At 66.0% G+C, this 23209-nt stretch carries 25 protein-coding genes; 17 read left to right on the top strand and 8 right to left on the bottom strand.

The annotated features are described in order from the left end of the window. The first annotated feature begins 6 nt into the window (after positions 1–6). The 5 genes from NQJ30_RS14225 to NQJ30_RS14245 are packed head-to-tail and all read left to right on the top strand — an operon-like array spanning position 7 to position 8160. A complete protein-coding gene (locus NQJ30_RS14225; protein ID WP_255770611.1) occupies positions 7–3717 on the top strand; it encodes a nitrate reductase subunit alpha in 3711 nt (1236 codons plus the stop codon). Continuing rightward, a complete protein-coding gene (gene narH, locus NQJ30_RS14230) occupies positions 3717–5411 on the top strand; it encodes a nitrate reductase subunit beta (protein WP_255770612.1) in 1695 nt (564 codons plus the stop codon). The genes NQJ30_RS14225 and narH overlap by 1 nt, the downstream gene beginning before the upstream one ends. After that, a complete protein-coding gene (gene narJ, locus NQJ30_RS14235) occupies positions 5408–6028 on the top strand; it encodes a nitrate reductase molybdenum cofactor assembly chaperone (protein WP_255770613.1) in 621 nt (206 codons plus the stop codon). Before narH ends, narJ begins: the two co-directional genes overlap by 4 nt. A 2-nt stretch (positions 6029–6030) precedes the next feature. Beyond that, the gene (gene narI / locus NQJ30_RS14240) at positions 6031–6882 is read left to right on the top strand and encodes a respiratory nitrate reductase subunit gamma (protein WP_255770614.1); all 852 of its coding nucleotides are present in this window, start codon (positions 6031–6033) and stop codon (positions 6880–6882) included. 36 nt (positions 6883–6918) lie between these two features. Next, on the top strand, positions 6919–8160 hold the full coding sequence (locus NQJ30_RS14245; protein WP_255770615.1) for an MFS transporter: 1242 nt from the start codon (positions 6919–6921) through the stop codon (positions 8158–8160). Between the two features lie 13 nt (positions 8161–8173). Here NQJ30_RS14245 and NQJ30_RS14250 read toward each other — a convergent pair whose 3' ends face one another. The 3 genes from NQJ30_RS14250 to NQJ30_RS14260 all read right to left on the bottom strand — a co-directional run bounded on the left by NQJ30_RS14250 (position 8174) and on the right by NQJ30_RS14260 (position 9330). Continuing rightward, entirely contained in the window at positions 8174–8515 is a 342-nt protein-coding gene (locus NQJ30_RS14250; protein WP_255770616.1) for a DUF202 domain-containing protein, read from the bottom strand. A gap of 4 nt (positions 8516–8519) precedes the next feature. Then, positions 8520–8921 carry a YidH family protein gene (locus NQJ30_RS14255; RefSeq protein WP_255770677.1) on the bottom strand — a complete coding sequence of 134 codons (402 nt, stop codon included), beginning with the start codon at positions 8919–8921 and terminating at the stop codon, positions 8520–8522. Between the two features lie 70 nt (positions 8922–8991). Then, on the bottom strand, positions 8992–9330 hold the full coding sequence (locus NQJ30_RS14260) for a YnfA family protein (RefSeq protein WP_255770678.1): 339 nt from the start codon (positions 9328–9330) through the stop codon (positions 8992–8994). 168 nt (positions 9331–9498) lie between these two features. Between NQJ30_RS14260 and NQJ30_RS14265 the strand changes: the two genes are divergently transcribed. The 3 genes from NQJ30_RS14265 to NQJ30_RS14275 all read left to right on the top strand — a co-directional run bounded on the left by NQJ30_RS14265 (position 9499) and on the right by NQJ30_RS14275 (position 12137). Next, positions 9499–9702 (top strand): hypothetical protein, encoded by a 204-nt coding sequence (locus tag NQJ30_RS14265; RefSeq protein WP_255770617.1) that lies wholly within the window; start codon positions 9499–9501, stop codon positions 9700–9702. 136 nt (positions 9703–9838) lie between these two features. Next, positions 9839–10936, top strand: a complete 1098-nt coding sequence (locus NQJ30_RS14270) for a ferredoxin reductase (RefSeq protein WP_255770618.1) — start codon at positions 9839–9841, stop codon at positions 10934–10936. A gap of 13 nt (positions 10937–10949) precedes the next feature. Then, on the top strand, positions 10950–12137 hold the full coding sequence (locus NQJ30_RS14275; RefSeq protein ID WP_255770619.1) for a fatty acid desaturase family protein: 1188 nt from the start codon (positions 10950–10952) through the stop codon (positions 12135–12137). Positions 12138–12280: 143 nt separating this feature from the next. On the opposite strand, the gene NQJ30_RS14280 is transcribed toward NQJ30_RS14275, so the two are convergent. Further along, positions 12281–12538: a metal-sensitive transcriptional regulator gene (locus tag NQJ30_RS14280; RefSeq protein ID WP_056626479.1), complete on the bottom strand. Its 258-nt coding sequence runs from the start codon at positions 12536–12538 to the stop codon at positions 12281–12283. Positions 12539–12657: 119 nt separating this feature from the next. Between NQJ30_RS14280 and NQJ30_RS14285 the strand changes: the two genes are divergently transcribed. The 5 genes from NQJ30_RS14285 to NQJ30_RS14305 all read left to right on the top strand — a co-directional run bounded on the left by NQJ30_RS14285 (position 12658) and on the right by NQJ30_RS14305 (position 17328). After that, the gene (locus NQJ30_RS14285) at positions 12658–13275 is read left to right on the top strand and encodes a rhodanese-like domain-containing protein (RefSeq protein ID WP_255770620.1); all 618 of its coding nucleotides are present in this window, start codon (positions 12658–12660) and stop codon (positions 13273–13275) included. Continuing rightward, a complete protein-coding gene (locus NQJ30_RS14290; protein WP_255770621.1) occupies positions 13272–14030 on the top strand; it encodes a sulfite exporter TauE/SafE family protein in 759 nt (252 codons plus the stop codon). The genes NQJ30_RS14285 and NQJ30_RS14290 overlap by 4 nt, the downstream gene beginning before the upstream one ends. Positions 14031–14100: 70 nt before the next feature. Next, positions 14101–14397 carry a rhodanese-like domain-containing protein gene (locus NQJ30_RS14295; protein ID WP_255770622.1) on the top strand — a complete coding sequence of 99 codons (297 nt, stop codon included), beginning with the start codon at positions 14101–14103 and terminating at the stop codon, positions 14395–14397. Between the two features lie 135 nt (positions 14398–14532). Continuing rightward, positions 14533–15945, top strand: coding sequence for an MBL fold metallo-hydrolase (locus NQJ30_RS14300; protein ID WP_255770623.1), 1413 nt, complete (start codon positions 14533–14535; stop codon positions 15943–15945). A 102-nt stretch (positions 15946–16047) separates the two neighbouring features. After that, on the top strand, positions 16048–17328 hold the full coding sequence (locus NQJ30_RS14305; RefSeq protein ID WP_374113272.1) for an MFS transporter: 1281 nt from the start codon (positions 16048–16050) through the stop codon (positions 17326–17328). Positions 17329–17343: 15 nt separating this feature from the next. Here the strand turns inward: NQJ30_RS14305 and NQJ30_RS14310 are convergent, their stop codons facing one another. After that, positions 17344–18180, bottom strand: coding sequence for an alpha/beta fold hydrolase (locus NQJ30_RS14310; RefSeq protein ID WP_255770624.1), 837 nt, complete (start codon positions 18178–18180; stop codon positions 17344–17346). 136 nt (positions 18181–18316) lie between these two features. Further along, positions 18317–18514 (bottom strand): hypothetical protein, encoded by a 198-nt coding sequence (locus tag NQJ30_RS14315; protein ID WP_255770625.1) that lies wholly within the window; start codon positions 18512–18514, stop codon positions 18317–18319. A gap of 313 nt (positions 18515–18827) precedes the next feature. On the opposite strand from NQJ30_RS14315, the gene NQJ30_RS14320 reads away from it, so the two are divergent. Beyond that, positions 18828–19577, top strand: a complete 750-nt coding sequence (locus NQJ30_RS14320; protein WP_255770626.1) for a lytic transglycosylase domain-containing protein — start codon at positions 18828–18830, stop codon at positions 19575–19577. Positions 19578–19583: 6 nt separating this feature from the next. On the opposite strand, the gene NQJ30_RS14325 is transcribed toward NQJ30_RS14320, so the two are convergent. Further along, positions 19584–20006 (bottom strand): response regulator transcription factor, encoded by a 423-nt coding sequence (locus tag NQJ30_RS14325; protein ID WP_255770627.1) that lies wholly within the window; start codon positions 20004–20006, stop codon positions 19584–19586. Positions 20007–20067: 61 nt separating this feature from the next. Here NQJ30_RS14325 and NQJ30_RS14330 point away from each other — a divergent pair, with 61 nt between their 5' ends. Further along, entirely contained in the window at positions 20068–20610 is a 543-nt protein-coding gene (locus NQJ30_RS14330; RefSeq protein WP_255770628.1) for a DUF488 domain-containing protein, read from the top strand. Positions 20611–20622: 12 nt separating this feature from the next. On the opposite strand, the gene NQJ30_RS14335 is transcribed toward NQJ30_RS14330, so the two are convergent. Beyond that, positions 20623–21366 (bottom strand): ANTAR domain-containing protein, encoded by a 744-nt coding sequence (locus tag NQJ30_RS14335; protein WP_255770680.1) that lies wholly within the window; start codon positions 21364–21366, stop codon positions 20623–20625. A 439-nt stretch (positions 21367–21805) separates the two neighbouring features. On the opposite strand from NQJ30_RS14335, the gene NQJ30_RS14340 reads away from it, so the two are divergent. Both NQJ30_RS14340 and NQJ30_RS14345 read left to right on the top strand, forming a co-directional pair. Next, positions 21806–22264, top strand: coding sequence for a hypothetical protein (locus tag NQJ30_RS14340; protein ID WP_255770629.1), 459 nt, complete (start codon positions 21806–21808; stop codon positions 22262–22264). An 89-nt stretch (positions 22265–22353) separates the two neighbouring features. Beyond that, positions 22354–23208: a hypothetical protein gene (locus NQJ30_RS14345; protein WP_255770630.1), complete on the top strand. Its 855-nt coding sequence runs from the start codon at positions 22354–22356 to the stop codon at positions 23206–23208. Position 23209 lies beyond the last annotated feature (1 nt).

A 23209-nucleotide genomic window follows, 5' to 3' on the forward strand; every position in this document is an offset into this window, starting at 1 on the left:
TTGCCCATGGCAGCCGGACCCAACGCGGGGTTAGACGGACCCGCATCTGATGCAATGCTGAAGCTGGGCCGTTTTTTCACGAAATGGGACCAGACCGACGACGGCAGGGCCGTGTTCCGGGAAGGCGGCCGCCAAGGCGACATCTTCTACCGGGACCGCTGGAGCCACGACAAAGTGGTCCGCTCCACGCACGGGGTGAACTGCACCGGCTCCTGCTCCTGGAAGGTGTACGTCAAGGACGGCATCATCACATGGGAATCCCAGCAGACCGATTACCCCTCGGTGGGCCCCGACAGTCCTGAATATGAACCTAGAGGCTGCCCCCGAGGGGCAGCTTTTTCGTGGTACACGTACTCACCCACGCGGGTCCGTTTCCCGTATGCCCGCGGAGTGCTGGTGGAGATGTACCGGGAGGCCAAGGCCCGGCTCGGTGACCCGGTGCTCGCCTTCGCGGAGATCGCGGCTGACCCGGAAAAGCGCCGCCGCTACCAGCAGGCCCGCGGCAAGGGCGGCCTGGTCCGCGTCTCGTGGCAGGAAGCGATCGAGATCGCCGCCGCCGCGCACGTGAACACCATCAAGACCTACGGGCCGGACCGGTGCGCCGGCTTCTCGCCCATTCCCGCGATGTCCATGGTCTCGCACGCGGTCGGCACCCGCTTCATCCAACTCATCGGCGGCGTGATGACCTCCTTCTACGACTGGTACGCGGACCTCCCGGTGGCCAGCCCGCAGGTCTTCGGCGACCAGACGGACGTCCCGGAATCGGGGGACTGGTGGGACGCGCGGTACCTCATGATGTGGGGCTCCAACGTCCCCGTCACGCGGACCCCGGACGCGCACTGGATGGCCGAAGTCCGGTACCGCGGCACCAAGGTGGTCACCGTCAGCCCCGACTACGCGGACAACACCAAGTTCGCCGACGAATGGCTTCCCGCCCAGGCCGGCACCGACGCCGCGCTCGCCATGGCCATGGGCCACGTGATGCTCAAGGAATTCTTCGTGGACCGCGAGGTCCCGTTCTTCACCGATTACGTGAAGCAGTACACGGACCTGCCGTTCCTGGTCCGGCTGGTGAGGAACGACGACGGCGAGCTGACGCCGTCGAAATTCCTCACCGCCGCGGACGTCCCGGCGGAGTCCAGGGCTGAGGACGCGGCGTTCCGCACCGTGCTGTTCGACAAAAACACGGGAGGCCCCGCCGTCCCGAACGGTTCCATGGGGTTCCGTTACTCGGGCAGCGGCGAGGGCAAATGGAACCTTGATCTCGAGGGGATCGACCCTGCGTTGTCCTTGCGGGAAGTGTCGGGGGAAAGCGCCGAGATCCTGTTGCCCTGCTTCGAGCAGGCGGACGGCACGGGCAGCGTGCTCCGCCGCGGGGTGCCGGTGATCGAGGTGGAAGGCCAGCTGGTGACCACCGTCTTTGACCTGATGCTGGCCCAGTACGGGGTGGGCCGGGAGGGGCTGCCGGGGGAGTGGGCTGCAGGCTACGACGATGTATCAACGCCGTACACCCCGGCGTGGCAGGAGGAAATCACGTCCGTTCCGGCACAGGCCTGCATCCGGGTGGCGCGTGAATTCGCCCGCAATGCCGAGGAATCCAAGGGCCGCTCCATGATCATCATGGGCGCGGGGATCTGCCAGTGGTTCCACGGTGACACCACCTACCGGGCCGTGCTGGCGTTGGTGATGCTGACCGGCTGCATGGGCCGCAACGGCGGAGGCTGGGCGCACTATGTGGGGCAGGAGAAGACCCGGCCGGTCACCGGCTGGCTGTCGCTCGCGAACGCCCTGGACTGGGCCCGGCCGCCGCGGACCATGATCGGCACCGGGTACTGGTACATGCACACGGACCAGTGGCGCCAGGACGGCTACTCGGCCGATGCCCTGAAATCCCCGCTCTCCACGGGCGCGCTGGACGGGCTGCACACGGCCGACGCGATGGCGCAGTCCGCGAGGCTCGGCTGGATGCCGTTCTACCCGCAGTTCGACTGCAACCCGCTGGACCTCGCGGACGAGGCGGAAGCCGCCGTCGCCGCCGGTTCCGCGAAGGACACCCCCAGTTACATTGCGGATGCCCTCAAGAACCGCACCCTGAACCCGGCCATCGAGGACGTGGACGCCCCGGAGAACTGGCCGCGGACCCTGGTGCTCTGGCGCTCCAACCTGTTCGGCTCCTCCGCCAAAGGCAACGAGTACTTCCTGCGGAACCTGCTGGGTACCCATAACAACGTCCTGGGCAAGGACCACGCCGAAGGGCTCAAACCGAGGGACGTGAAATGGCATGAGCAGGCCCCGGAAGGAAAACTCGACCTGCTGGTCTCTGCAGACTTCCGGATGACCTCCACCACGCTGCTGTCCGACGTCGTGTTCCCCGCGGCCACCTGGTACGAGAAACACGACCTCTCCTCCACGGACATGCACCCGTTCGTGCACGCGTTCAGCCCGGCCATCGACCCGCCGTGGGAGACCAAGACGGACTTCGACGCCTTCCACCTGCTGGCGCGCGAGTTCTCCCGGCTGGCCAAAACCCACCTCGGCGTCCGCCGGGACCTGGTCAGTGTGCCGCTGCAGCACGATACCCCCGGCCAGCTCGCCCAGCCCGGCGGGATCGTGCGGGACTGGCGGCAGACGGGCATCCCGGCCGTGCCGGGGCAGAACATGCCGGTCTTTTCCGTGGTGGAGCGGGACTATACGGCCATCGCGGACAAGCTAGCCGCCGTCGGGCCCCTGGCCGACAAGCTGGGCTTCACCGTCAAGAACGTCACCTACAAGCTCGCCGGACCGTTGGACCGGCTCAGCCGCTCCAACGGGGTGATGCTCGGCGGGGCCGCGGACGGCAGGCCGGCGATCGACACGGATGCGAAGATGGCCGAGGCAATCCTGGCGTTCTCCGGAACCACCAACGGTGCACTGTCCGTCCAGGGCTTCAAGGATCTGGAGGTCCGCACCGGCCGGAAGCTGGTGGACCTGTCCGAAGGCTCCGAGGAAAAGTTCATCACCTTCGCCCAGACCCAGGCCGGGCCGGTGCCGGTGATCACCTCGCCGGAATGGTCCGGCTCGGAAACCGGCGGCCGCCGCTACGCCCCGTTCACCATCAACATCGAACGGCTCAAGCCCTTCCACACCCTGACCGGACGGATGCATTTCTTCCTCGACCACGACTGGATGACGGACATCGGCGAGGGCCTTCCGATTTACCGGCCGCCGCTGGACATGCACCAACTCTTCGGCGAGCCCAAGCTCGGCGGGGACGGGCAGCTCGAAGTAGTGGTCCGGTACCTTACCCCGCACTCGAAGTGGTCCATCCACTCCGAATACCAGGACAACCTGCTGATGCTTTCGCTGTCCCGCGGCGGGCCCACGGTCTGGATGAGCCCGGCCGACGCCGAGTCCATCAAGGTCAGGGACAACGACTGGGTGGAGTGCGTGAACATCAACGGCGTCCTGGTGGCCCGGGCCATCGTCAGCCACCGGATGCCCGCCGGGGTGGTGTACGTCCACCACGCCCAGGAGCGCACCATCGACGTGCCGAAGTCCGAAGCCACGGGCAGGCGCGGCGGCATCCACAATTCGGTCACCCGGCTGCTGGTGAAACCCTCGCACCTGATCGGCGGCTATGCCCAGCTGGCCTACGCGTTCAACTACCTTGGCCCCACCGGGAACCAGCGCGACATGGTTGCCACGGTCCGCCGTCGTTCCCAGGAGGTGCAGTACTGATGCGTGTTATGGCTCAAATGGGCATGGTCATGAACCTGGACAAATGCATCGGCTGCCACACCTGCTCCGTGACCTGCAAGCAGGCCTGGACCAACCGTGCCGGCACCGAATATGTCTGGTTCAACAACGTGGAGACCCGGCCGGGGCAGGGTTATCCCCGCCGGTACGAGGACCAGGAGAAGTGGCACGGCGGCTGGGAGCTGAACAAGCGCGGCAAGCTGGTCCTCAAGGCCGGCGGCCGGGTCAAGAAGCTCTTCGGGATCTTCGCCAGCCCGGTCCAGCCGGAGCTCAAGGACTACTACGAGCCTTGGACCTACGACTACAAGACGCTGATCGACGCACCCCTGGGGGATGACTTCCCGGTGGCCCGGCCCAAGTCCCTGATTACGGGGGAGGACACCAAGATCACCTGGTCCGCGAACTGGGACGATGACCTGGGCGGTTCCACCGAGCACGGCCACCTGGACCCGATCGTGGAGAAGGTCCGGCGCGAATCCGAGGACAAGATCAAGTTCGCGTACGAGCAGACGTTTATGTTCTACCTGCCGCGGATCTGCGAGCACTGCCTGAACCCGTCCTGCATGGCGTCCTGCCCTTCCGGCGCGATCTACAAACGTGTGGAGGACGGGATTGTCCTGGTGGACCAGGACAAGTGCCGCGGCTGGAGGCAGTGCGTGACCGGCTGCCCGTACAAGAAGATCTACTTCAACCACAAGACCGGCAAGGCCGAGAAGTGCACCTTCTGCTACCCCCGCGTGGAGGTGGGGCTCCCCACGGTCTGCTCCGAGACCTGCGTGGGCCGGCTGCGGTACCTGGGGCTGTTCCTGTACGACGCCGACGCCGTCACCGCGGCCGCCTCGGTCACGGATCCGAAGGAACTCTACGACGCCCAGATGGACGTGCTGCTGGACCCGAACGATCCCGCCGTCCAGGCTGAAGCCCGCGCCCAGGGCATCCCGGAGGACTGGATCGACGCTGCCCGGCGCTCGCCGGTGTACGCCCTGGCCAAGGTGTACAAGGTGGCCCTGCCGCTGCACCCGGAGTACCGGACCATGCCGATGGTCTGGTACGTGCCGCCGCTCTCACCCGTGGTGGACCTGTTGCGGGACCAGGGGCACGACGGCGAGGATCACCGCAATCTGTTCGGCGCCATTGACGCGCTGCGCATCCCGGTGGAATACCTCGCCGAACTTTTCACCGCCGGGGACACGGACCGGGTCACCGCGGTGCTGCGCAAACTCGCGGCCATGCGCTCCTTCATGCGCGGCATCAGCCTGGGCAACGATCCCGACGACTCCATCCCGGAAACCGTGGGCATGGACAGCCAGACGATGTACGAGATGTACCGGCTGATGGCCATCGCCAAATACGACGAACGCTACGTGATTCCCAAAGCCCATGTGGAACAGGCGCATGACCTGGAAGAGATGGGCTGTTCGCTGGATTTCGACGGCGGACCGGGCATGCAGGACTCCTCCCCGTTCGGCGAGGCCAGCGGCAGGCCCGTCCCGGTGGCGGTGGAAACGTTCCACGCCCTCCGGGACCGGCAGACCACGGACGAGATGGGGTCCGGGACCGGCCTCAGCGGGCGGGTCAACCTTCTGAACTGGGACGGCCGCGGGGCGCCGCCCGGGCTCTTTCCGGAGCGGTCGCACCCCGCCCCCGGTCCGTCGGCTGACGGCGAGCAGCCGTGAGCCGGCGCGATCAGGTGGTCTACCTGGCCGCCGCCTGGTGCCTGTCGTACCCCGACGCCGACCTGCTGGACAAAGTGCCGCTGATGCGGGCCGCCTTGGCTGAGTTTGCCGGCGCGGTCCAGGACTTTGCCGAGGTCCTGGACCTGCTTGAATCCTCGGAGCCTATGGACCTCCAGGCCCACTACGTGCGCGAGTTCGACCTGGGCCGGCGCCACGCACTGCACCTGAGCTACTGGACGGACGGCGACACCAGGCGCCGCGGCGAAGTCCTGGGCAACTTCAAAAAGGCCTACCGGCACAGCGACATCCTGGTGGACACCCAGGGGGAGCTGCCGGACTACCTGCCCATGGTCCTCGAATACGCCGCCCGCGTGGACATGGAGGCGGGCCGGGAGCTCCTCATCCGATACCGGGCCAGCCTGGAGATGCTGAGGTTTGGCCTGCTGCGCGACGACCTGCCGCATGCACGGATCCTGCAGGCCATCTGCGCCACGCTGCCGGGGAAATCGCCGGCGGATGAACAGGCCGTGATGCGGATGGCCGGTTACGGGCCGCCCACTGAAGCCGTTGGGCTAGACCCCTACGATCCCCGCCTGCTGCCCGTGAAAGGGGCCTGACCATGCTGACCTTCGAGAACGGGCCCGGAGCCGCCGTCGCACTGTCCCCCTGGGACATCCTGCTGTGGGGCGTCCTGCCGTACGTCATGGTGGTGGTGCTGGTTGGCGGCAGTATTTGGCGGTACAAGTACGACCAGTTTGGCTGGACCACCAGATCGTCGCAGCTGTATGAGTCCCGCCTCCTGCGGATCGCGTCCCCGTTGTTCCACTTCGGTCTGCTGGCGGTCATCGCAGGCCACTTCTTCGGCCTGGTCATCCCGATGGCCTGGACGCAGGCCGTGGGCATGAGCCAGGAGTTTTACCATTTCAATGCCTTGCTGGTGGGTGGCATCGCCGGAGTGGGGACGCTCGGCGGCATCCTGCTGCTCATCTACCGCCGCCGCACCACGGGGCCGGTTTTTATGGCCACCACCAGGAACGACAAGACCATGTATGTGGTGCTCACCGCGGCTATCCTGTTCGGCCTGTGGACCACCCTGGCCAGTGTTCTTGAGGGCGAACACGGGCACAACTACCGCGAAACCGTGGCCCCGTGGTTCCGTTCCCTGTTCATCTTCCAGCCGGATATCGCGGCCATGGCGTCCGCCCCGTTCTCCTTCCACCTGCACACGCTGGTGGGCATGGCGTTGTTCGTGCTCTGGCCCTTCACCCGGCTGGTCCACGCCTTCACGGCACCGCTGCACTACCTGTTCCGGCCCTACATCGTTTACCGGTCGAGGGACCGGGACCGCCGGGTCTCGCAGCCAAAGCGCAAGGAAACCGCGGGGACCTCAGCCGCACGCACCACCGGGACTGCGGCACGGCGCGGGTGGTCCGCCGTCGGAACCCATGACAGGGACACCCGGAACCGCTAGCGAAACCAGGACGAAAAGTAGGGAAGGGGGAACGCCGTGGCCGGATCCGCCGCTGCAGCGCCAGCCGATTCAGCCCGGACGGCCACCGCCGGACGGACGCTCAACCTTGTGCTCGCAACCGCCGCCTCGGTGGTGGGCTTCTGGGCGTGGAACTCGGTGGCGACGCTGGGTTCGTTCTACACCCAGAACCTCCACCTCAACCCCGCCGCCACCGGGGTGCTGGTGGCCATGCCTGTGTTTGTCGGCTCGCTCGGCAGGATCGTCGTCGGCACGTTGACGGACAAGTACGGCGGCCGGGCGATGTTCACCTTTGTGCTGCTCGCCTCCATCCTGCCCATCCTCCTGGTCTCCGTCGGCGGACTTCTCAGCTCCTTCGCGCTGGTGCTCGGCGCCGGCCTGATTCTGGGCGTCGCGGGTACTGTCTTCGCCGTCGGGATTCCCTTCGTGAGCGCCTGGTACGAGCCGTCCCGGCGGGGCTTCGCCACCGGCGTGTTCGGTGCCGGGATGGGCGGCACAGCCCTCGCGGCCTTCCTCAACCCGCGGCTGGTTGCCGGCATCGGGTACTTCCCCACGCACCTGCTGATCGCCGCGGTCCTGCTGGTAATGGCGGCCCTGGTGTGGTTCCTGATGAAGGAGTCACCGGGCTGGACCCGCAACAACGCCCCGGTGCTGCCCAAGCTGCTGGATGCGGCCAGGACGCCGGTCACGTGGAAGATGTGTTTCCTCTACGCGGTGGTCTTCGGCGGCTTCGTTTCGTTCGCCACGTACCTGCCCACCTACCTGCGGGACGTGTACAGCTTTGACCCCAGCGGCGCCGGGGCCCGCACCGCCGGCTTCGCGCTGGCGGCCGTGCTGGCACGGCCGGTGGGCGGCGTCCTCGCCGACAAAATCGGGTCCAAGCCGGTAGTTCTCGCTTCACTGGCGGGGGTGGCGGTGCTCGCCTGGGTGGTTAACCTGCAGCCCGACGGCGAAGTCCCCGCCGGCCTGACCTTCGTGGCCATGGCCGCAGCGCTCGGCTTGGGAACCGGCGGCGTGTTCGCGTGGGTGGGCGTCCTGGCCCCGCCCGGCAAAGTGGGCAGCGTCAGCGGCGTGGTCAGCGCGGCCGGGGGCCTGGGCGGCTACTTCCCGCCGCTCGTGATGGGCGCCACGTACGACGCCGCAACCCGCAGCTACTCCATCGGACTGCTGCTCCTGGTTGCCACCGCCCTGGTGGCCTTTGCGTTCACCGCGCTGGTGCTCCGTGGTCCGTCGAAATCCGTCCAAACAGTGAAGGCCTGAGCCCCGCGGGCACTCAGTTGGCCAGGACCACACCGATCCCGAGCAGGCCGAGAAAGACGCCCGCGAAGGCGGTCCACAGGATGGCTGAGGTGTCGGCCTCAATACTTTCGTTGGCAACGCCATGAACCCGGGCCCGGTAGCGCCGGCGCTGGGTGAAGTAGATCGCCGCCGCGGCGCTTGCCGAAACAGCGAACAGCAGCAGGATGGGCAAGCCGTGGCGGGGGAGCCAGCGCATGAAGATGGCGCTGACGGTCACCAAGGCGAGCATAGTCCGGCCCCACGCCAGCGTGGTCCGTTCGGGCTGGAGCCCGGGATCCCCGTGCGGTGCCGGGTCCGGCACCCTGGTGCGGGCCATGGCGCTAACGCCAGAGGATAACGACGAGGACGACGGCGGCAGCCAACGCCCCGGCGCCGGCCAGCAGCGGCACGATGAGCGGCAGCGGGAGCGGAGTTTTGTTGCGCATGCTCCGTTCCACGCGGAGCCAGCGTCCTGCGGCGCCGGCGCTCAGCAGCATGCCGAGGAGCAGCAGAAGCACGGCGAGGATCTTCCGGACCGGCTCCAGGAAAAGGTCCGAGGTGAAAGCCTCGATGGCGATGCCGCCTGCCAGGAGCGCCAGCGCCGTGCGGATCCAGGCGAGGAAGGTCCGTTCGTTAGCGAGGGTGAAGCGCGGATCGGGTTCGGTGCCGCCGGGGAGCAGCCGTTCGGCTACCCGTCCGCGGGACGGCTGGGACGGCTGGGACGGCGGGGGCGCCGGCGGCACGGGACCGCTGGGCGGCTGGTTGCTGGACACGGGGTCAGTTTAGCTGCCGGGCAGCGGGGGTGCCGGGGCGTCAGCCGGCGTTACGGGGCGCGAACATGATCACGGCGACGCCCACCAGGCAGATCACGGACCCTGCAACGTCCCATCGGTCCGGCCGGAAACCGTCAAAGACCATGCCCCAGACGAGCGAGCCGGCCACGAACACGCCGCCGTAGGCCGCAAGGATCCTGCCGAAATGGGCGTCCGGCTGCAGCGTGGCAACGAAACCGTAAAGGCCGAGGGCAATGACGCCGAGTCCCGCCCACCACCAGTCCTTGCCTTCGCGGACTGCCTGCCACACAAGCCACGCCCCGCCGATTTCAGCCACCGCGGCGAGCACGAACAGCACAACCGTTTTGCCAATCGACACCGTCTCAGCAGGAATATTCACAGGTTCATCATGCCAGCCGGGGACGTTCCCCTCCTCCACGTCTGCGCCCCCTTAGACCCCGCTGGGCCTTCCGCTGCGGAAGTAATACCCTAAGAGCTACCGGGCGTTGCTCATTTCCGTGCTGCCCTGTTGCTAGAGAGGCACCCCATGTCCGAGAAGCTCCATTTGACGCCTGACGACGAGTTTCCGGATGATCTCTCAACCCTGCCTGACCAGGAGCTGCAGGTGTTGGACAGCCAAGTGCAGCGCCAGCTGGACTACGAGTATGTGGCCGAAGGCGAACCGCATCCCGAGACGGAGTTCAGGCACCACGACATCGACGAAGAGTTCCAGGAGCGCGACAACCGCTGACCGGGGAACTATCCGCGGTCCGCACCCGTTAGGCTTGTAGCGGGCTCTGGGGGTTTTTTGTGCCCAACTAATACAGCATGACTGCGGAACGGTCAGGAGAGAGAAATATGGCTCGCGCCGCTTTAGGTTTTACTGCATGATCCGGCTTCGACAGCTGGCCCAGGCGGCCTCCGTCTTGACCACACCTTTGGCGCCCGAAGACATTCTGGCGCTATTCAACCCTGTTTTCTCCGCGCGCCAGCTGCGCGGCGTGGTGACCCGCGTGGTCCAGGAAACGGCCCAGTCGGCCACCATCTTCTTCCGCCCGGGCCGCGGGTGGCATGCACACCTGGCCGGCCAATGGGCACGCATCGGCGTCGAACTCAACGGCGTCCGCCACTGGCGCTCCTACTCGCTGAGCGCCCCCGCGGGCAAAGACCCCGCCATCACCGTCACCGACGTCGGTGCAGTTTCGGGCACCTTGGTGCGCACCACCAAACCAGGCGACGTCCTGTTCCTCGCCCCGCCGCAGGGTGACTTCATCCTCCCGGAGCACCCGCGGCCCCTGCTGATGGTTACCGCGGGAAGCGGTATCACTCCGGTGATGTCCATGATCCGCACGCTGGTCCCGCGACGCCCGGATGCCGACGTCGTGCTTGTCCACTCGGCCCGCACGCCCAGCGACAGCCTGTTCCACGAGGAACTCGCCGAACTGGCTGACCAGTTTCCCAACTTCCGGCTGGCCCACTGGTACACGGGCGAGCAGGGCAGGATGGACCTGACCACCACGGCAGAGCTGGACCAGATCTGCCCGGACTGGAAGGAACGCGCCGCGTACGCCTGCGGCCCGGACAGCTTCCTGGACGACGCCGAGGCGCTGTGGAGGCAGGCCGCGCTCACCACCGCTGCCCCCGGTTCGGACATCGCAGTGGCCGGAGACCCCGGCAACCTGATGATCGAACGCTTCAACACCACTTTTGCCGGGGGTGTGGGGCACGACGGCGGCCTGGTCACCTTTGAGGCCTCCGACCGGGAAGTTGACGCCGACGGCGATACTCCGCTGCTCGACGTCGGCGAGGACGCCGGGGTGCTGATGCCCAGCGGCTGCCGGATGGGAATCTGCCACAGTTGCCTTACTCCGCTCCTGGCCGGACAGGTCCGTGATCTCCGCACCAACGAGATCCACGGCGAGCCCGGCCAACTGATCCAAACGTGTGTCTCGGCAGCCGCCGGACCCGTCAACCTCGAACTCTGAGGAGCTTCACCGCATGTCAGTAGTTTCAGAAGACAAGACAGTTTCAGAGCGCAAGACCATCCCGGTCGGGGCGTCAAGGACGCGCCCCGGCGCGTTGGCGGACTCCGGCAGCCCGTCGGTCCGCCCTCCCACCGCCGCGCACCTTTCGGACGAGCAGGTGGCTGAGCTGGGCCGGGAACTCGACGCGATCCGCGACGATATCCTCGCCAAGCGCGGCGCCTCCGACGCCGCCTATATCCGGCGCCTGATCAAGATCCAGCGCGGCCTGGAGATCTCAGGCCGCGCCGCACTCCTGGTCAGCAAGAACAAGGCGGCCTGGGTTACCGGCACCACCCTGCTGAGCCTCGCCAAGATCCTCGAAAACATGGAGATCGGGCACAACGTCCTGCACGGCCAGTGGGACTGGATGCGGGACCCGGACATCCACTCCACCACCTGGGAGTGGGACTTCGTCACGCCGTCGCGCTCGTGGCAGCACACCCACAATGACCTCCACCACCGCTGGACCAACGTGGTGGGCAAGGACAACGACGTCGGGTACAACCTCCTGCGCATGGACGAGAGCCAGCCGTGGGTGCCCATGAACCTGGGCAACCCGGTGTACAACGCCATCCTGGCGCCCCTCTTTGAGTGGGGCATCGCCATCTACGACCTCGAGCTCACCGAGTTCAAGGAGGGCAAGAAGTCCAAGGAAGCGCTGCTCAAAGACCTCAAGGCGCTGGGCAAAAAGGTGGTCACCCAGTTCACGAAGGACTACGCCGCCACGCCCGCCGTCGCCATGCTCACCGGATCCGGCAAGCAGGCGCTCTACGGCACCCTGACGGCGAATGCCGTCCGCAACGTCTGGGCACACGCCGTGATCTTCTGCGGCCACTTCCCCGAAGGTACGGACACCTTCAGTGAAGAGATGGTGGAAGGCGAAACCCGCGGCGACTGGTATGTGCGCCAGATGATCGGCTCCGCCAACATCTCCGGCTCCAAGTTCATGCACCTGATGACCGGCAACCTGTCGCACCAGATCGAGCACCACCTCTTCCCGGACCTGCCGTCCAACCGGTATGCCGAGGTGGCGCCCCTGGTACGCGAAATCTGCCAGCGTTACGGCCTGAAGTACACCACGGGTCCGCTGCTGAAGCAGGTGGGATCCACCTGGGGCAAGATTTTCAGGCTGGCACTGCCGGGCAAGGCCGCAAAGGCCTAACGCAAGGCAGCAAAACAAAGACAAAACAGTGGAGGGGCCGGGCGATTCACATCGCCCGGCCCCTCCACTGTTTTGTCTTTACTGTTTGTCTTTAATGCGCTGAGTTTTTAGGCGTCCACGGGCGCGGCCGCGCCCGGAGCCGGCTAGGCGAGGGAAAGGAAGAGCTTCTCCAACTCTTTCCGGTCCATGGTGGTGTCTTCGCGGACGATGCACTGTTCCAGGCCGCTGGCAATGATGGCGAATCCGGCGCGGTCCAGCGCCTTTGACACGGCGGCAAGCTGCGTGACGATGTCCTTACAGTCCCGGCCCTCCTCCAGCATGCGGGTGACGGCGGCGAGTTGGCCTTGGGCCCGCTTGAGGCGGTTGACCACGGGTGTCAGTTCAGTCGAATCAAGTTGCATGGGGTCTCCAATGGTCGTGTTCCTGACTCCACAATATACCCCACCGGGTGTTTTGACTACCCCCGGGGGTATCTGTAATACTCGGTGGGGTATCCACCGATCCCGATGAAAGGCCCCCTATGACATCCCCTTCCGCCACAGCAGCTGTCACCGTCCTCGGCCCGGAAGCTCTCCGCAGCTGGATCGTCGAGCACCAGGACCTGGTTGTGATCGACGTCCGCTCCGCAGCTGAATTCGACGCCATGCATATCCGCGGTTCCTACAACGTGCCGCTGCCTCTGCTGTCCGAACACACCGATGAGCTTGCCTCGCGACTGGGCAGCCGCGTGGTGCTCGTGTGCCAGTCCGGAGCCCGCGCCGAGCAGGCGCGCCAGCGCCTCGGTGCATCGGGGATTGAAGGTGCTTACGTCCTGACGGGCGGTGTGCCCGGGTTTGCGGCGGCCGGGGGCGACGTCGTCAAGGGGAAGGGCCGCTGGGACCTTGAGCGCCAGGTCCGCCTTGCCGCCGGGTCCTTGGTGGTTCTGGGCCTGGCCGGAGGGAAATTCGTTTCGCCGAAGGTCCGGACGCTCGCCGGCGTGATCGGCGCCGGCCTGACCTTCTCCGCTGCCACCAACACCTGCGCCATGGGCAAGGCCATCTCGGCCATGCCGTGGAATAAGGCCGCCCAGGAGCCCACCCGGGAAAGTGCCATCTTGGCGCTGCCGGTTTCCGAGGCCAAGCCGGCCCCGGCAGCATGATCGCGGCGCTGTCGCTGGGGCTCCTGGCCGGGGCGGTGCTTGGTGTGGTGGGCGGCGGCGGTTCGATCATCGCCGTTCCCGCGTTGGTCTATGGCGTAGGCATGAGACCGGCGGCAGCCATTCCCACGTCCCTCCTGGTGGTGGGAACCTCGTCCCTGGTGGCCCTGTTCCCGCGCCTCCGCGAAGGGATCAACTGGCCCGTGGTCCTGATCGTCGGAGCCGCCGGAATTCCGGCGGCCTGGGGCGGGGCGGCGGTGGGAAGGCTGCTGGACCCCAACATCCTGATGCTCGCGTTCGCCGTCATTATGGTGGCCGCGGGGATCCGGATGCTGATGCGGACCACCGAAACCGAAGGATCGTGCAGCATCGGCCCCACGAGGGCCTTTCGCTCCTGCGCTCCCAAAGCTGTGGGGGTGGGGCTCCTGGTCGGCTTCCTTACGGGGCTGCTGGGCGTCGGCGGGGGCTTCCTGATCACCCCGGCCCTCACGTTGTTCCTGGGCCTGCGCATGAAACAGGCTGTTGGGTCCTCTTTGGCCATTATTGTCATCAACTCGGCGGCGGGCTTCAGTGCGCATGCCGCTGGATTCACCATTGACTGGCCCGTTGTCCTCAGCTTCGCGGTCCCCGCGATCCTGGGATCACTTGTGGCGGCGCGGCTGGCCCGCCGCCTTAAGGAAAAGCACATCCGTGTGTCGTTCGCGATGCTCATCTTTGCGGTTGCCGCCTGGGTCACGGCAACCACCGTTACCGCCTGACGGCAAGCACTCTTGCTGCCTGACGGCAACCCCAAACACTTCACACCCCAAACGCCTGAAAGAGAAGACCATGGCTGAAACCACCGTTACCGAAACCGACCGCCGCCGTTCCACGGCCACGATCCTCGACGTCCGGGAGGACTTCGAGGTCGCCGAGGGCATGATCCCAGGGGCCCTGCACATCCCCATGGGTCAGCTGCAGAGCCGCCTCGGCGAGCTGGACCCGAAAGTACCCGTCATTGCCGTCTGCCGCAGCGGCAACCGCAGCGCCGCCGTCGCCGACGCCCTTAACGGGGCAGGCTACACCGCGGACACCATGGCCGGCGGCATGACCGCCTGGACCCGTGCCGGCCTGCCCACTACCTGATCTCCCACCCCCGCAGCAGCGGCGCAAACTGCGCCAAAAATTAGCGGCACATCCAGCATTGCAAGATACCCCCTGGGGTATGTAATATTGAATTCAGAACAACCTCCCAATCCCCTTTCCCGAAGGAGCGCACCAATGCTTATCGAGCGTATTTACGACGAAGATCTCGCCCAGGCCAGCTACCTGATCGGCTGCCAGGCCAAGGGTGAAGCGATCGTGGTGGACGGCCGCCGCGACATCGCGGTGTACCAGGAGTTGGCTGAGAAGAACGGCATGAAGATCGTGGCGGTCACCGAGACCCATATTCATGCGGACTATCTCTCCGGTACCCGGGAGCTGGCTGCCGCTACGGGCGCCACGGTCTACGTTTCGGGCGAGGGCGGGCCGGACTGGCAGTACGGGTTCGAGGGCGAGCGGCTGTACGACGGCGACGCCATCACCCTGGGCAACATCAGCATCAAGGCCGTCCACACGCCCGGGCACACCCCGGAACACCTGTCCTTCCTGGTCACGGACGGCGCGTTCAGCGACCAGCCCGGGTACCTGCTCTCCGGTGACTTTGTCTTCTCCGGTGACCTGGGCCGGCCGGACCTGCTGGATGAGGCAGCCGGCGGCGTGGACACCCGCTTCGTGGGCGCCAAGCAGCTCTTCGCGAGCCTGCGGGACAAGTTCCTCACCCTGCCGGACTACGTCCAGGTCCACCCCGCGCACGGGGCCGGCAGCGCCTGCGGCAAGGCCCTCGGGGCTATCCCGTCCTCCACGGTGGGTTACGAGCGCCTCTACGCCTGGTGGGGCCCCTACCTGGCCGCCAACGATGAGCAGGGCTTCATCGATGAGCTCCTCGACGGCCAGCCCGACGCCCACGCCTACTTCGGCCGGATGAAGCGCGAAAACCGTGAAGGCCCGGCCGTCATGGGCGGACGTGCCCCACTGGCGGAACTGGACACGGAGACCGTTGCCGCAGGCCTGGCCCAGGACACCCTCACCTTCATCGACACCCGGTCCAACGCCCAGGTCCACGAGGGTACCGTGACCCGGTCGCTGAACGTTCCGGCCGGCAAGTCCGTGGCCAGCTACGGCGCCTGGGTGGTGAACCCCGAGACGGACAAGAACCCGCTGGTGCTCCTGGCCAAGGACCAGGAGCAGGCCCAGGACATGCGGGACCACCTGGTCCGGGTCGGCATCGACAACGTGGCCGGCTACCTCACGAGCATCGACGGGCTGCCCACCTTCACCCCCAAGCTGATCCAGCCGGCCGAACTCGAAGGTTTCGACGCCGCCATGGTCCTGGATGTCCGCAACAAGACCGAGTACCAGGCCGGGCACGTCCCGGGCTCGTACCAGCTCAGCGGCGGCCGCCTCATGTGGCACCTCGATGAACTGCCCGCCGGCGGCACCATCGTGTCCTACTGCCAGTCGGGCGTACGGAACTCCGTAGCCGCCAGCGCCCTGCGCCGCGCCGGGTATGACGTCGTCGAACTCGACGGCAGCTACGCCGCCTGGAACTCCTGGCAGCAGACGCGGCAGAACGCTGCCGCAGCGAAGTAACCCCGATGACCGCCCGGGTAGGTCCCCCCTCCCACCCGGGCACCCGGCCCGGGCGTGCCCCCGCACGTCCGGGCCACCTTACGCCTGAAGAAAGAAGCAGGAATGCGGTCCCATCCCTTCGCCTCCGGTACTTCCGGTTCAACCGCAGTTGTACTGGGCCTGCGGCAGAACCTCGCCCAATTCATGCTGCTGGTTGCCGTCAACGCCCTGGTGGGCGGCACCCTGGGCCAGGAACGCACCGTCCTGCCGCTGCTGGCCTCCCAAACATTCCATCTGGACCTGTACACGGGCGCGCTGACGTACATTCTCGCGTTCGGTCTGTCCAAAGCCGCCACCAACTACTTCGCCGGCACCCTCTCGGACCGGTACGGCCGGAAACCCGTCCTGGTGGCCGGCTGGCTGGCGGCGGTGCCGGTCCCGTTCATGCTCATCTTCGGGCCCTCGTGGGGCTGGATCGTTGCAGCCAACGTGGTCCTTGGCATCAGCCAGGGCCTGACCTGGTCCACCACCGTCATGATGAAGATGGACCTCGTCGGGCCCGAGCGCAGGGGCCTCGCCATGGGCCTGAACGAGGCCGCGGGCTACCTTGGCGTGGCTGGCACGGCATTGGCGACCGGCTACATTGCGTCCACGTACGGGCTGCGGCCGGGCCCGTTCCTTCTGGGCGCAGCGTTTATCGCCGTGGGACTCGGGCTGTCAGTGCTGACTGTCCGCGAAACACACCACCACGCCCGCGCGGAGGCCACCAGCCACGTCCCGGTGCACAGTGGAACCCGCGCAGGCCTGAGCAGCCGTGAGGTCTTCACCCTGACAAGCTTCCGCGACCGCTCGCTGTCCTCCGTGAGCCAGGCCGGCATGGTGAACAACCTCAACGACGGGCTGGCGTGGGGCCTGTTCCCGGTGCTGTTCGCCACCGCGGGCCTCAGCCTTGAACGCATCGGCATCCTCGCCGCCGTCTATCCGGCCGTCTGGGGCGCGGGGCAGCTGATCACCGGTGCGCTCTCGGACCGGATCGGCCGCAAGCCGCTGATCGTCGCCGGCATGATCGTCCAGGCCGCAGCGCTGGCCATGGTGGCCGTCGGCGAGGACTTTGGAATCTGGCTCGCGGCGGTCATCCTCCTCGGCGCCGGCACAGCCATGGTCTACCCCACCCTGCTCGCGGCAATCGGCGACGTGGCCCACCCACACTGGCGGGCACGCTCCGTGGGCATCTACCGGTTGTGGCGCGATGGCGGGTTCGCCGTCGGCGCGCTCCTCTCCGGACTCATCGCCGATGCTTATGGCATCCCCGCAGCCGTGGGCGCCGTCGCCGCCCTGACGGCGGCGTCCGGCGTCCTCGTGGCCGTGCGAATGCGGAGGGCGGACCACATCTCCGCTGGATGAGCGCCCTTTACCCGTCTACTTCTTCAGGAAGGCGAGCAGGGCCTCATTGACCTCCGCGGTGTGCGTCCACAGCATGCCGTGCGGGGCCCCGTCGATCTCCACGTAGTCGGCGCTGGGCAGCGCCTTGGTGAACCGGCGGCCGGTCACATCGATGGGCAGGATATTGTCCGCCGTGCCGTGCACGATCAAGGCAGGAACATCGATCTTGGGGATGTCAGCCCGGAAGTCGGTCAGCCAGGTGGGCTGGGCTGCGACCAAGGCGGTTGCCCCGGCGGCGGCCGCGACATTCCAGCTTGCATCCACCGCTTCCTGGCTCAGCCGCGGGGTGCCCAGGAACGTGTCGGTGTTGTAGAAGTTCTTAAAGAACTCCCGCAGGAACGCGTACGGGTCGGCGGTGACGGCTTCGGTGAGTCCGTCAAAGACTTCCTGCGGAACGCCGTCGGGATTGTCGTCGGTCTTCAGGACGAAAGGTTCGAGCGATCCCAGGAAGGCTGCCCGGGCAACCCGGGCCGATCCGTAGGTGCTGATGTACCGGGCCACTTCGCCGGTGCCCATGGAGAAACCCACCAGCACGGCCTCGTTCAGGTCCAGGGCGGTCATCAGGGTGTCCAGGTCGGCGGCGAAGGTGTCATAGTCGTAGCCTTCGGTGGGCTTGCTGGACTTGCCGAAACCCCGGCGGTCGTAGGTGATAACCCTGAAGCCGGCCGCCAGGAGCGCGGTGGTCTGCCTCTCCCAGGAGGCGCCGTTGAGGGGGTAGCCGTGGATCAGGACCACCGCCTGTCCACTCCCGTGGTCCTCGTAGTAAAGCTCGATGTCCGTGCTGTTCTCGGTTCCAACGGTGACGTAGGCCATCTGTAAGGTCCTCTCGAGGGTTCGGAATCAGGTTCAGGGCCTAAGGCGCACAGCGGCGCCCGGCATTTCCTACTCTAGGCAACGCCCGGGACGGCTCCAAGGAGCTGACTCCAAGGACCGCCTAACCGGGACCCGCCTATTTGGACGGCTGGGGCAGTTCGCAGGAAATCTTGGGATTAACGCCCATGTAGTTGAGGGGACCGGCGACGATGGTCACGGCCACCGTGCCCGCCTGGGCGCAGTTCTCCGGTGCGCTGCCAAAGTAGCCGCGCTGCCAGGCGGCGATTCCGCCGATGATCAGCCAGATGACAATCAGTGCTCCGAGAAACTTCATGGTGTCCTCCCATGGCAGTGGCCGTCTGTGCGTTCAAGTATGCGCCGTCAACCGACGTGGAGTCAGCACCGCCCCACCCCATACCCCCGACGCTCTCTCACTTATCGCCGGAAAATCCCCATCGCTGTCTCACTTTCTTGAGGATAGTGAGAGGGCGTTTGGGGAAAACCGGCAATAAGTGAGAGAGCGTCTGGGAAAAACCGGCAATAAGTGAGAGGGCGTCTGAGTGGGCGCTCGTTGGGGCAGGGCCAGGGGCCGGTGTCCAGCAGCGGCAGTTCCTCCCTAACGGACTTCGATCGCTAGGATCAATCCCGTGCTCCGACTAAAACGCCTTGCAGTTTTCTGTGTGTTCGCGATCTGCGTCATCACGGCGTTGTCATTCTGGGCACTCGGGCAATCCGGCGCGGACGCCCGCGGGACCCTGGCGCCTCCCCGTGCGGAGGTGAAATTCGAGACGCTCGCCGCCGGCATTGCATCCGCGGTGAATGTCACCGCGAACGCTGACGCCCAGTGGCTCGTCCAGGCTGCCGCGCAGACTGGCATTCCCGCCCGTGCGCTGCGCGCATACGTCGCGGCGGCCGGCGCGGCCAACCATGCCAACCCCGCGTGCGGAATCGGGTGGAACACGGTGGCAGCGATTGGTTTTGTGGAGTCCGCCCACGGATCCTTTGGTGGCGGAAGCCTGACTCCCTCGGGGCAGGCGAGCGGACCAATTGTCGGCCCCAGCCTGGACGGCAACGGATTTGCCGTCATCGCCGACACTGACGGCGGGGTCCTGGACGGCGATGCCCGCTGGGACCGCGCCGTCGGACCCATGCAGTTCATTCCCTCCACCTGGAAGCTGGCCGGGTTGGACGGGAACGGCGACGGAAAAGCTGATCCCTTCAACATCGACGACGCCGCCCTCAGCGCGGCCGGCTATCTATGCGCAAACGGCCGCGACCTCACCACGTCCAACGGCTGGAATGAGGCTGTCTACGCCTATAACCAGTCCGACTCGTATGTAGACCAGGTCCGCAGCCGGGCCACGTCCTACGCCGGGAAGACGGGCACCACGGGATAGGGCCGCCTAGTGCGGCTGGCAGGAGGCAGGGTCCTGGCTGCTGCCGTCCCCGCTGCTGGCGACACTCACCGGGCAGAGCCGCAGCGCCACCTCCCGCAGTTCCTTGGGGTGGAAGGGCTTCGTCAGGTAAGCGTCAGCCCCCGAGGCCATGCCGGCCAAAATGTCATCCTGTTCGGACCTGGCGGTCAGGAACAGCAGGGGAGCCGTGTTCAGGGCGCGGATGGCGCGGGCCACCACGTGGCCGTCCATGTCCGGCAGGCCGAGATCCAAAGTGATGAGGGAAACGGCGGGATCCGCAGCGGCTGCGATGCCTTCGGCGCCGGTGGCGGCTGTGCGCACGTCAAATCCCGCGCGCGTCAGGATGACGGTGACCAGCCCGCCGATATCAGCGTCGTCTTCGATGACGAGGCAGACGTGTTGAGTTTCCATATGAGCCCCCAGAACCAGCTTCCAACCAGTGTACGGGTTGCGCGGGTGGAGAATCGCTAGTATGACGCCTTCGGAGCAACACCTGCAGCTTCTGACGGTGGGCCACGGAACTGCCGGCCGGGAGGACTTCAGCGCACTGCTGGCCAATGCCGGAGTCCAATCCCTGGTGGATGTGCGCATCGCCCCCGGCAGCCGGAAGTTTCCGCATTTCGGCAGGGACCTGCTGGCGCAGTGGCTGCCCGCGGCCGGGGTGGCCTACCGTTGGGACAAGAGGCTCGGCGGGTTCCGCAGGCTTCCTCCCGAGTCCCCGGACGTGGCACTGCGCAACGATTCGTTCCGTGCCTATGCGGCGTATATGCGGTCGCCTGAATTTTCGCTGGCCCTTGGCGAGCTCCTGGCCCAGGCAGCCAAGGAGAGGGTAGCGATCATGTGCAGCGAAACGGTGTGGTGGCGGTGCCACCGCCGGCTGATCTCGGACCACGCAATGCTGCTGGAGCACGCGGACGTGCGGCACCTGATGCCCGGTGGAAGACTGGCGCCCCACCAGCCCACGGCCGGTGTGCGGGTCAACGGAACCGAACTGGTCTACGACGGCGGGATGTAGCGTTGCAGCCGCCTACTCCTCGTAGTGGGTTTCCGCGGGCCCGTGTCCCAGCGCGTTGACTACGGCCGCGGCAACGGTGTGCAGCTTGGAGTTCCGGGTGCTGGAGGCGGCCTTGAGGAGACTGAAGGCTTCCTGCTGGCTGCACCTGTTTTGGGCCATGATGATGCCCACCGCCATGTCGATGACCGTGCGGCTTTCGAGGGTGGCGCGCAGGTGCGCGGCGGTCTCGCTGTAATGCGCGAAACGGACGGCCAGCCGGAGGGCCAGGGACGTTTGGCGGACAAATTCCTGCGCGGTTTCCAGAATGCGGCGCTCAAAGTGGCCGGCGCGGGGGGAGTACAGGAGGAGGCTGGCTTTGGTTTCCCCCTCCAGCCGGAAGGGAATGACCAGGACGGACCGAATGCCGTGGCCCAGCACAGCTTCGGCGTATTCGGGCCAGCGGTCCTCCAACTCCAGATCGGGGACGTGGACAGTCTCTTGGTCCTCGGCGGCCGTGATGCCGGGACTGTTGCCGGTTTCGTATTCAATCCGGCTGATCACGTGGGCGGTATCCCCGTTGCCGGCCATGGTGGCTGCCTTGCGTTGGCGCAGCAGCGTGATGCCGCAAAGTAACCCGTCGCCGGGCTCGCACAGGGTACGTGCTGATACGCGCGCGAGTTCGGCCAGGAACTCCTCAACGCCGGAGCTGTTGAGGAGTTCCTCATGCAGGTGATCAGTAATGGATGGAGCTGTATCTGCTGTCGACTCGCCGGCCACGGTTCTTGGTGCCATTCACTCAGGTCAAGACGACCCGGCAACTCCACCGCACATCCTGCCGCGACGGCTTCAGAGTGGCAGGGATCGCTGGATCGACGAACTGTCCAACGGCCTGCTGCTAAACCGGTAACCAGAAGTATATACAGCTCTGGCCACGGCAAACGTCATATTCGGGCCATCTAAGGGGTGCTGGAAACTACGTGGTCTACTTGGTTTGGCCCCTCCGCGGCACGGGTCAAACCTGAGTAGTCCGAGCCCAATCCAAGCAGTACCTTCTGTGGCGGCGACAGAAAGTCCAGTACCGATACGCGTTGTTTGAAGATTCTGCACCGGGAAGTATGGGCGTCATCGATCAGCCGGAAGCAAGTTCCCATCGTGGTTCCCGATGGCTGTGCGTCTCATCACCACTCTCTAATCCCCAGCCCAAGGAGTCTCAGCCATGCGCAAAATGACAAAGAAGAACAAGGTCCTGGCAGCCGCCGGAGCACTCGCCCTGGTAGCCGGCGGCGGTAGCGCTGCCTACGCCTACTGGACCACTGTCGGTACCGGTTCCGGTCAGGCCACCAACTCGTCAGGGGGCGGCACGGTAACCCTCCACGCCAACTTCACCGGTGGACTGGCCCCGGGATCCTCCAAAGTGGTGACGTACACGGCCGACAATCCGAGCTCCACCACCAGCACAAAGGTCGGTGTGCTGACTGCCAGCGTGACCACGGATGTAGCCGGGTGCCTTCCCGAGTGGTTCGACGTGACTGCCAACACCAGCAACACCACCGTCGCAAAGGGTGATGTCGGCACGGTGGTCGGCAGCGGAACCCTGACATTCAATGACAGCGCGTCCGTCGACCAGAGCCTCTGCAAGAGCGCGGTCGTCACCATCACTGTCGGCAGCGTCTAACAAACTTCGCCGGCGGGAAGGTCAGAGACTTCCCGCCGGCGATTTCCACTTCCTCCCGCTCACTCAGAACCACGCCAGAAGGGCTGAACGTGCAGAACGAATCTGGGTACTTCCGCACAATCATGCGAAGAACCACCACCGCAGCAAAGGCGCTCATGGTGGGTCTTGTGGTGATGTTGCTTTCGGCTGGCACCATCTTCGCCGCCAGTCAGGGCGGGAGCCAAGGCGACAAAACGAAGGGCGTCACCGTCCAGGTGAATCCCGTCAGCCGGACGGTTGACCAGGGCGACTCCGTCACCTATACGCTGTCGCTGACCGCCAACAATGGGTTCAGCGGTAGCGTCACCCCGGCTATTTCCGGCCTTCCTGCTAGTACGACGGCGGCCTTCGCACCTACGTCGGTATCGCTCGCTTCAGGGAAAACCGCCACCGTCACACTGACGGTGGCGACGACGGCCACCACCCCGGACGGCAAAGCGGATCTCACTATCGGCGGCACCATTCCCGCAGCGGCAGGGGTCAGCCAGCCCACCGCCGTCGTGGTTCAGCTGATGGTCCAGTCCTCCAACAAGACGTTCAGCATTTCCGGAAACCTCGGCACCCAGCTCACGCCGGGAGCGACTGTCCCGCTGAATCTTGCCATCGCAAATCCCAGCAATAAGAGCTTGGCCCTGAACAGCCTTTCGGTGACGATTACTGCCATCAACCGCACGGAGGCCGCATTAGCTGCGAGGCTTCCCTGTACGGCGGCGGACTACGCGGTGACGAACTACTCGGGTCCGTATCCGCTCACCGTTCCCACAGGTCCCAGCTCGCTCAAGTCGATCGGCATGGATGAGGCAAAGTGGCCGAAGATCGCCATGCTGGACACCACGCTGAACCAGGACGGCTGCAAGGGCGCAACGCTCCAGTTCTCATATTCCGGAGCAGGGCAGGGAAGCTGAC

It is taken from the genome of Pseudarthrobacter sulfonivorans (genome assembly GCF_024391045.1).
Taxonomy (GTDB): Bacteria; Actinomycetota; Actinomycetes; order Actinomycetales; family Micrococcaceae; genus Arthrobacter; species Arthrobacter sulfonivorans_B.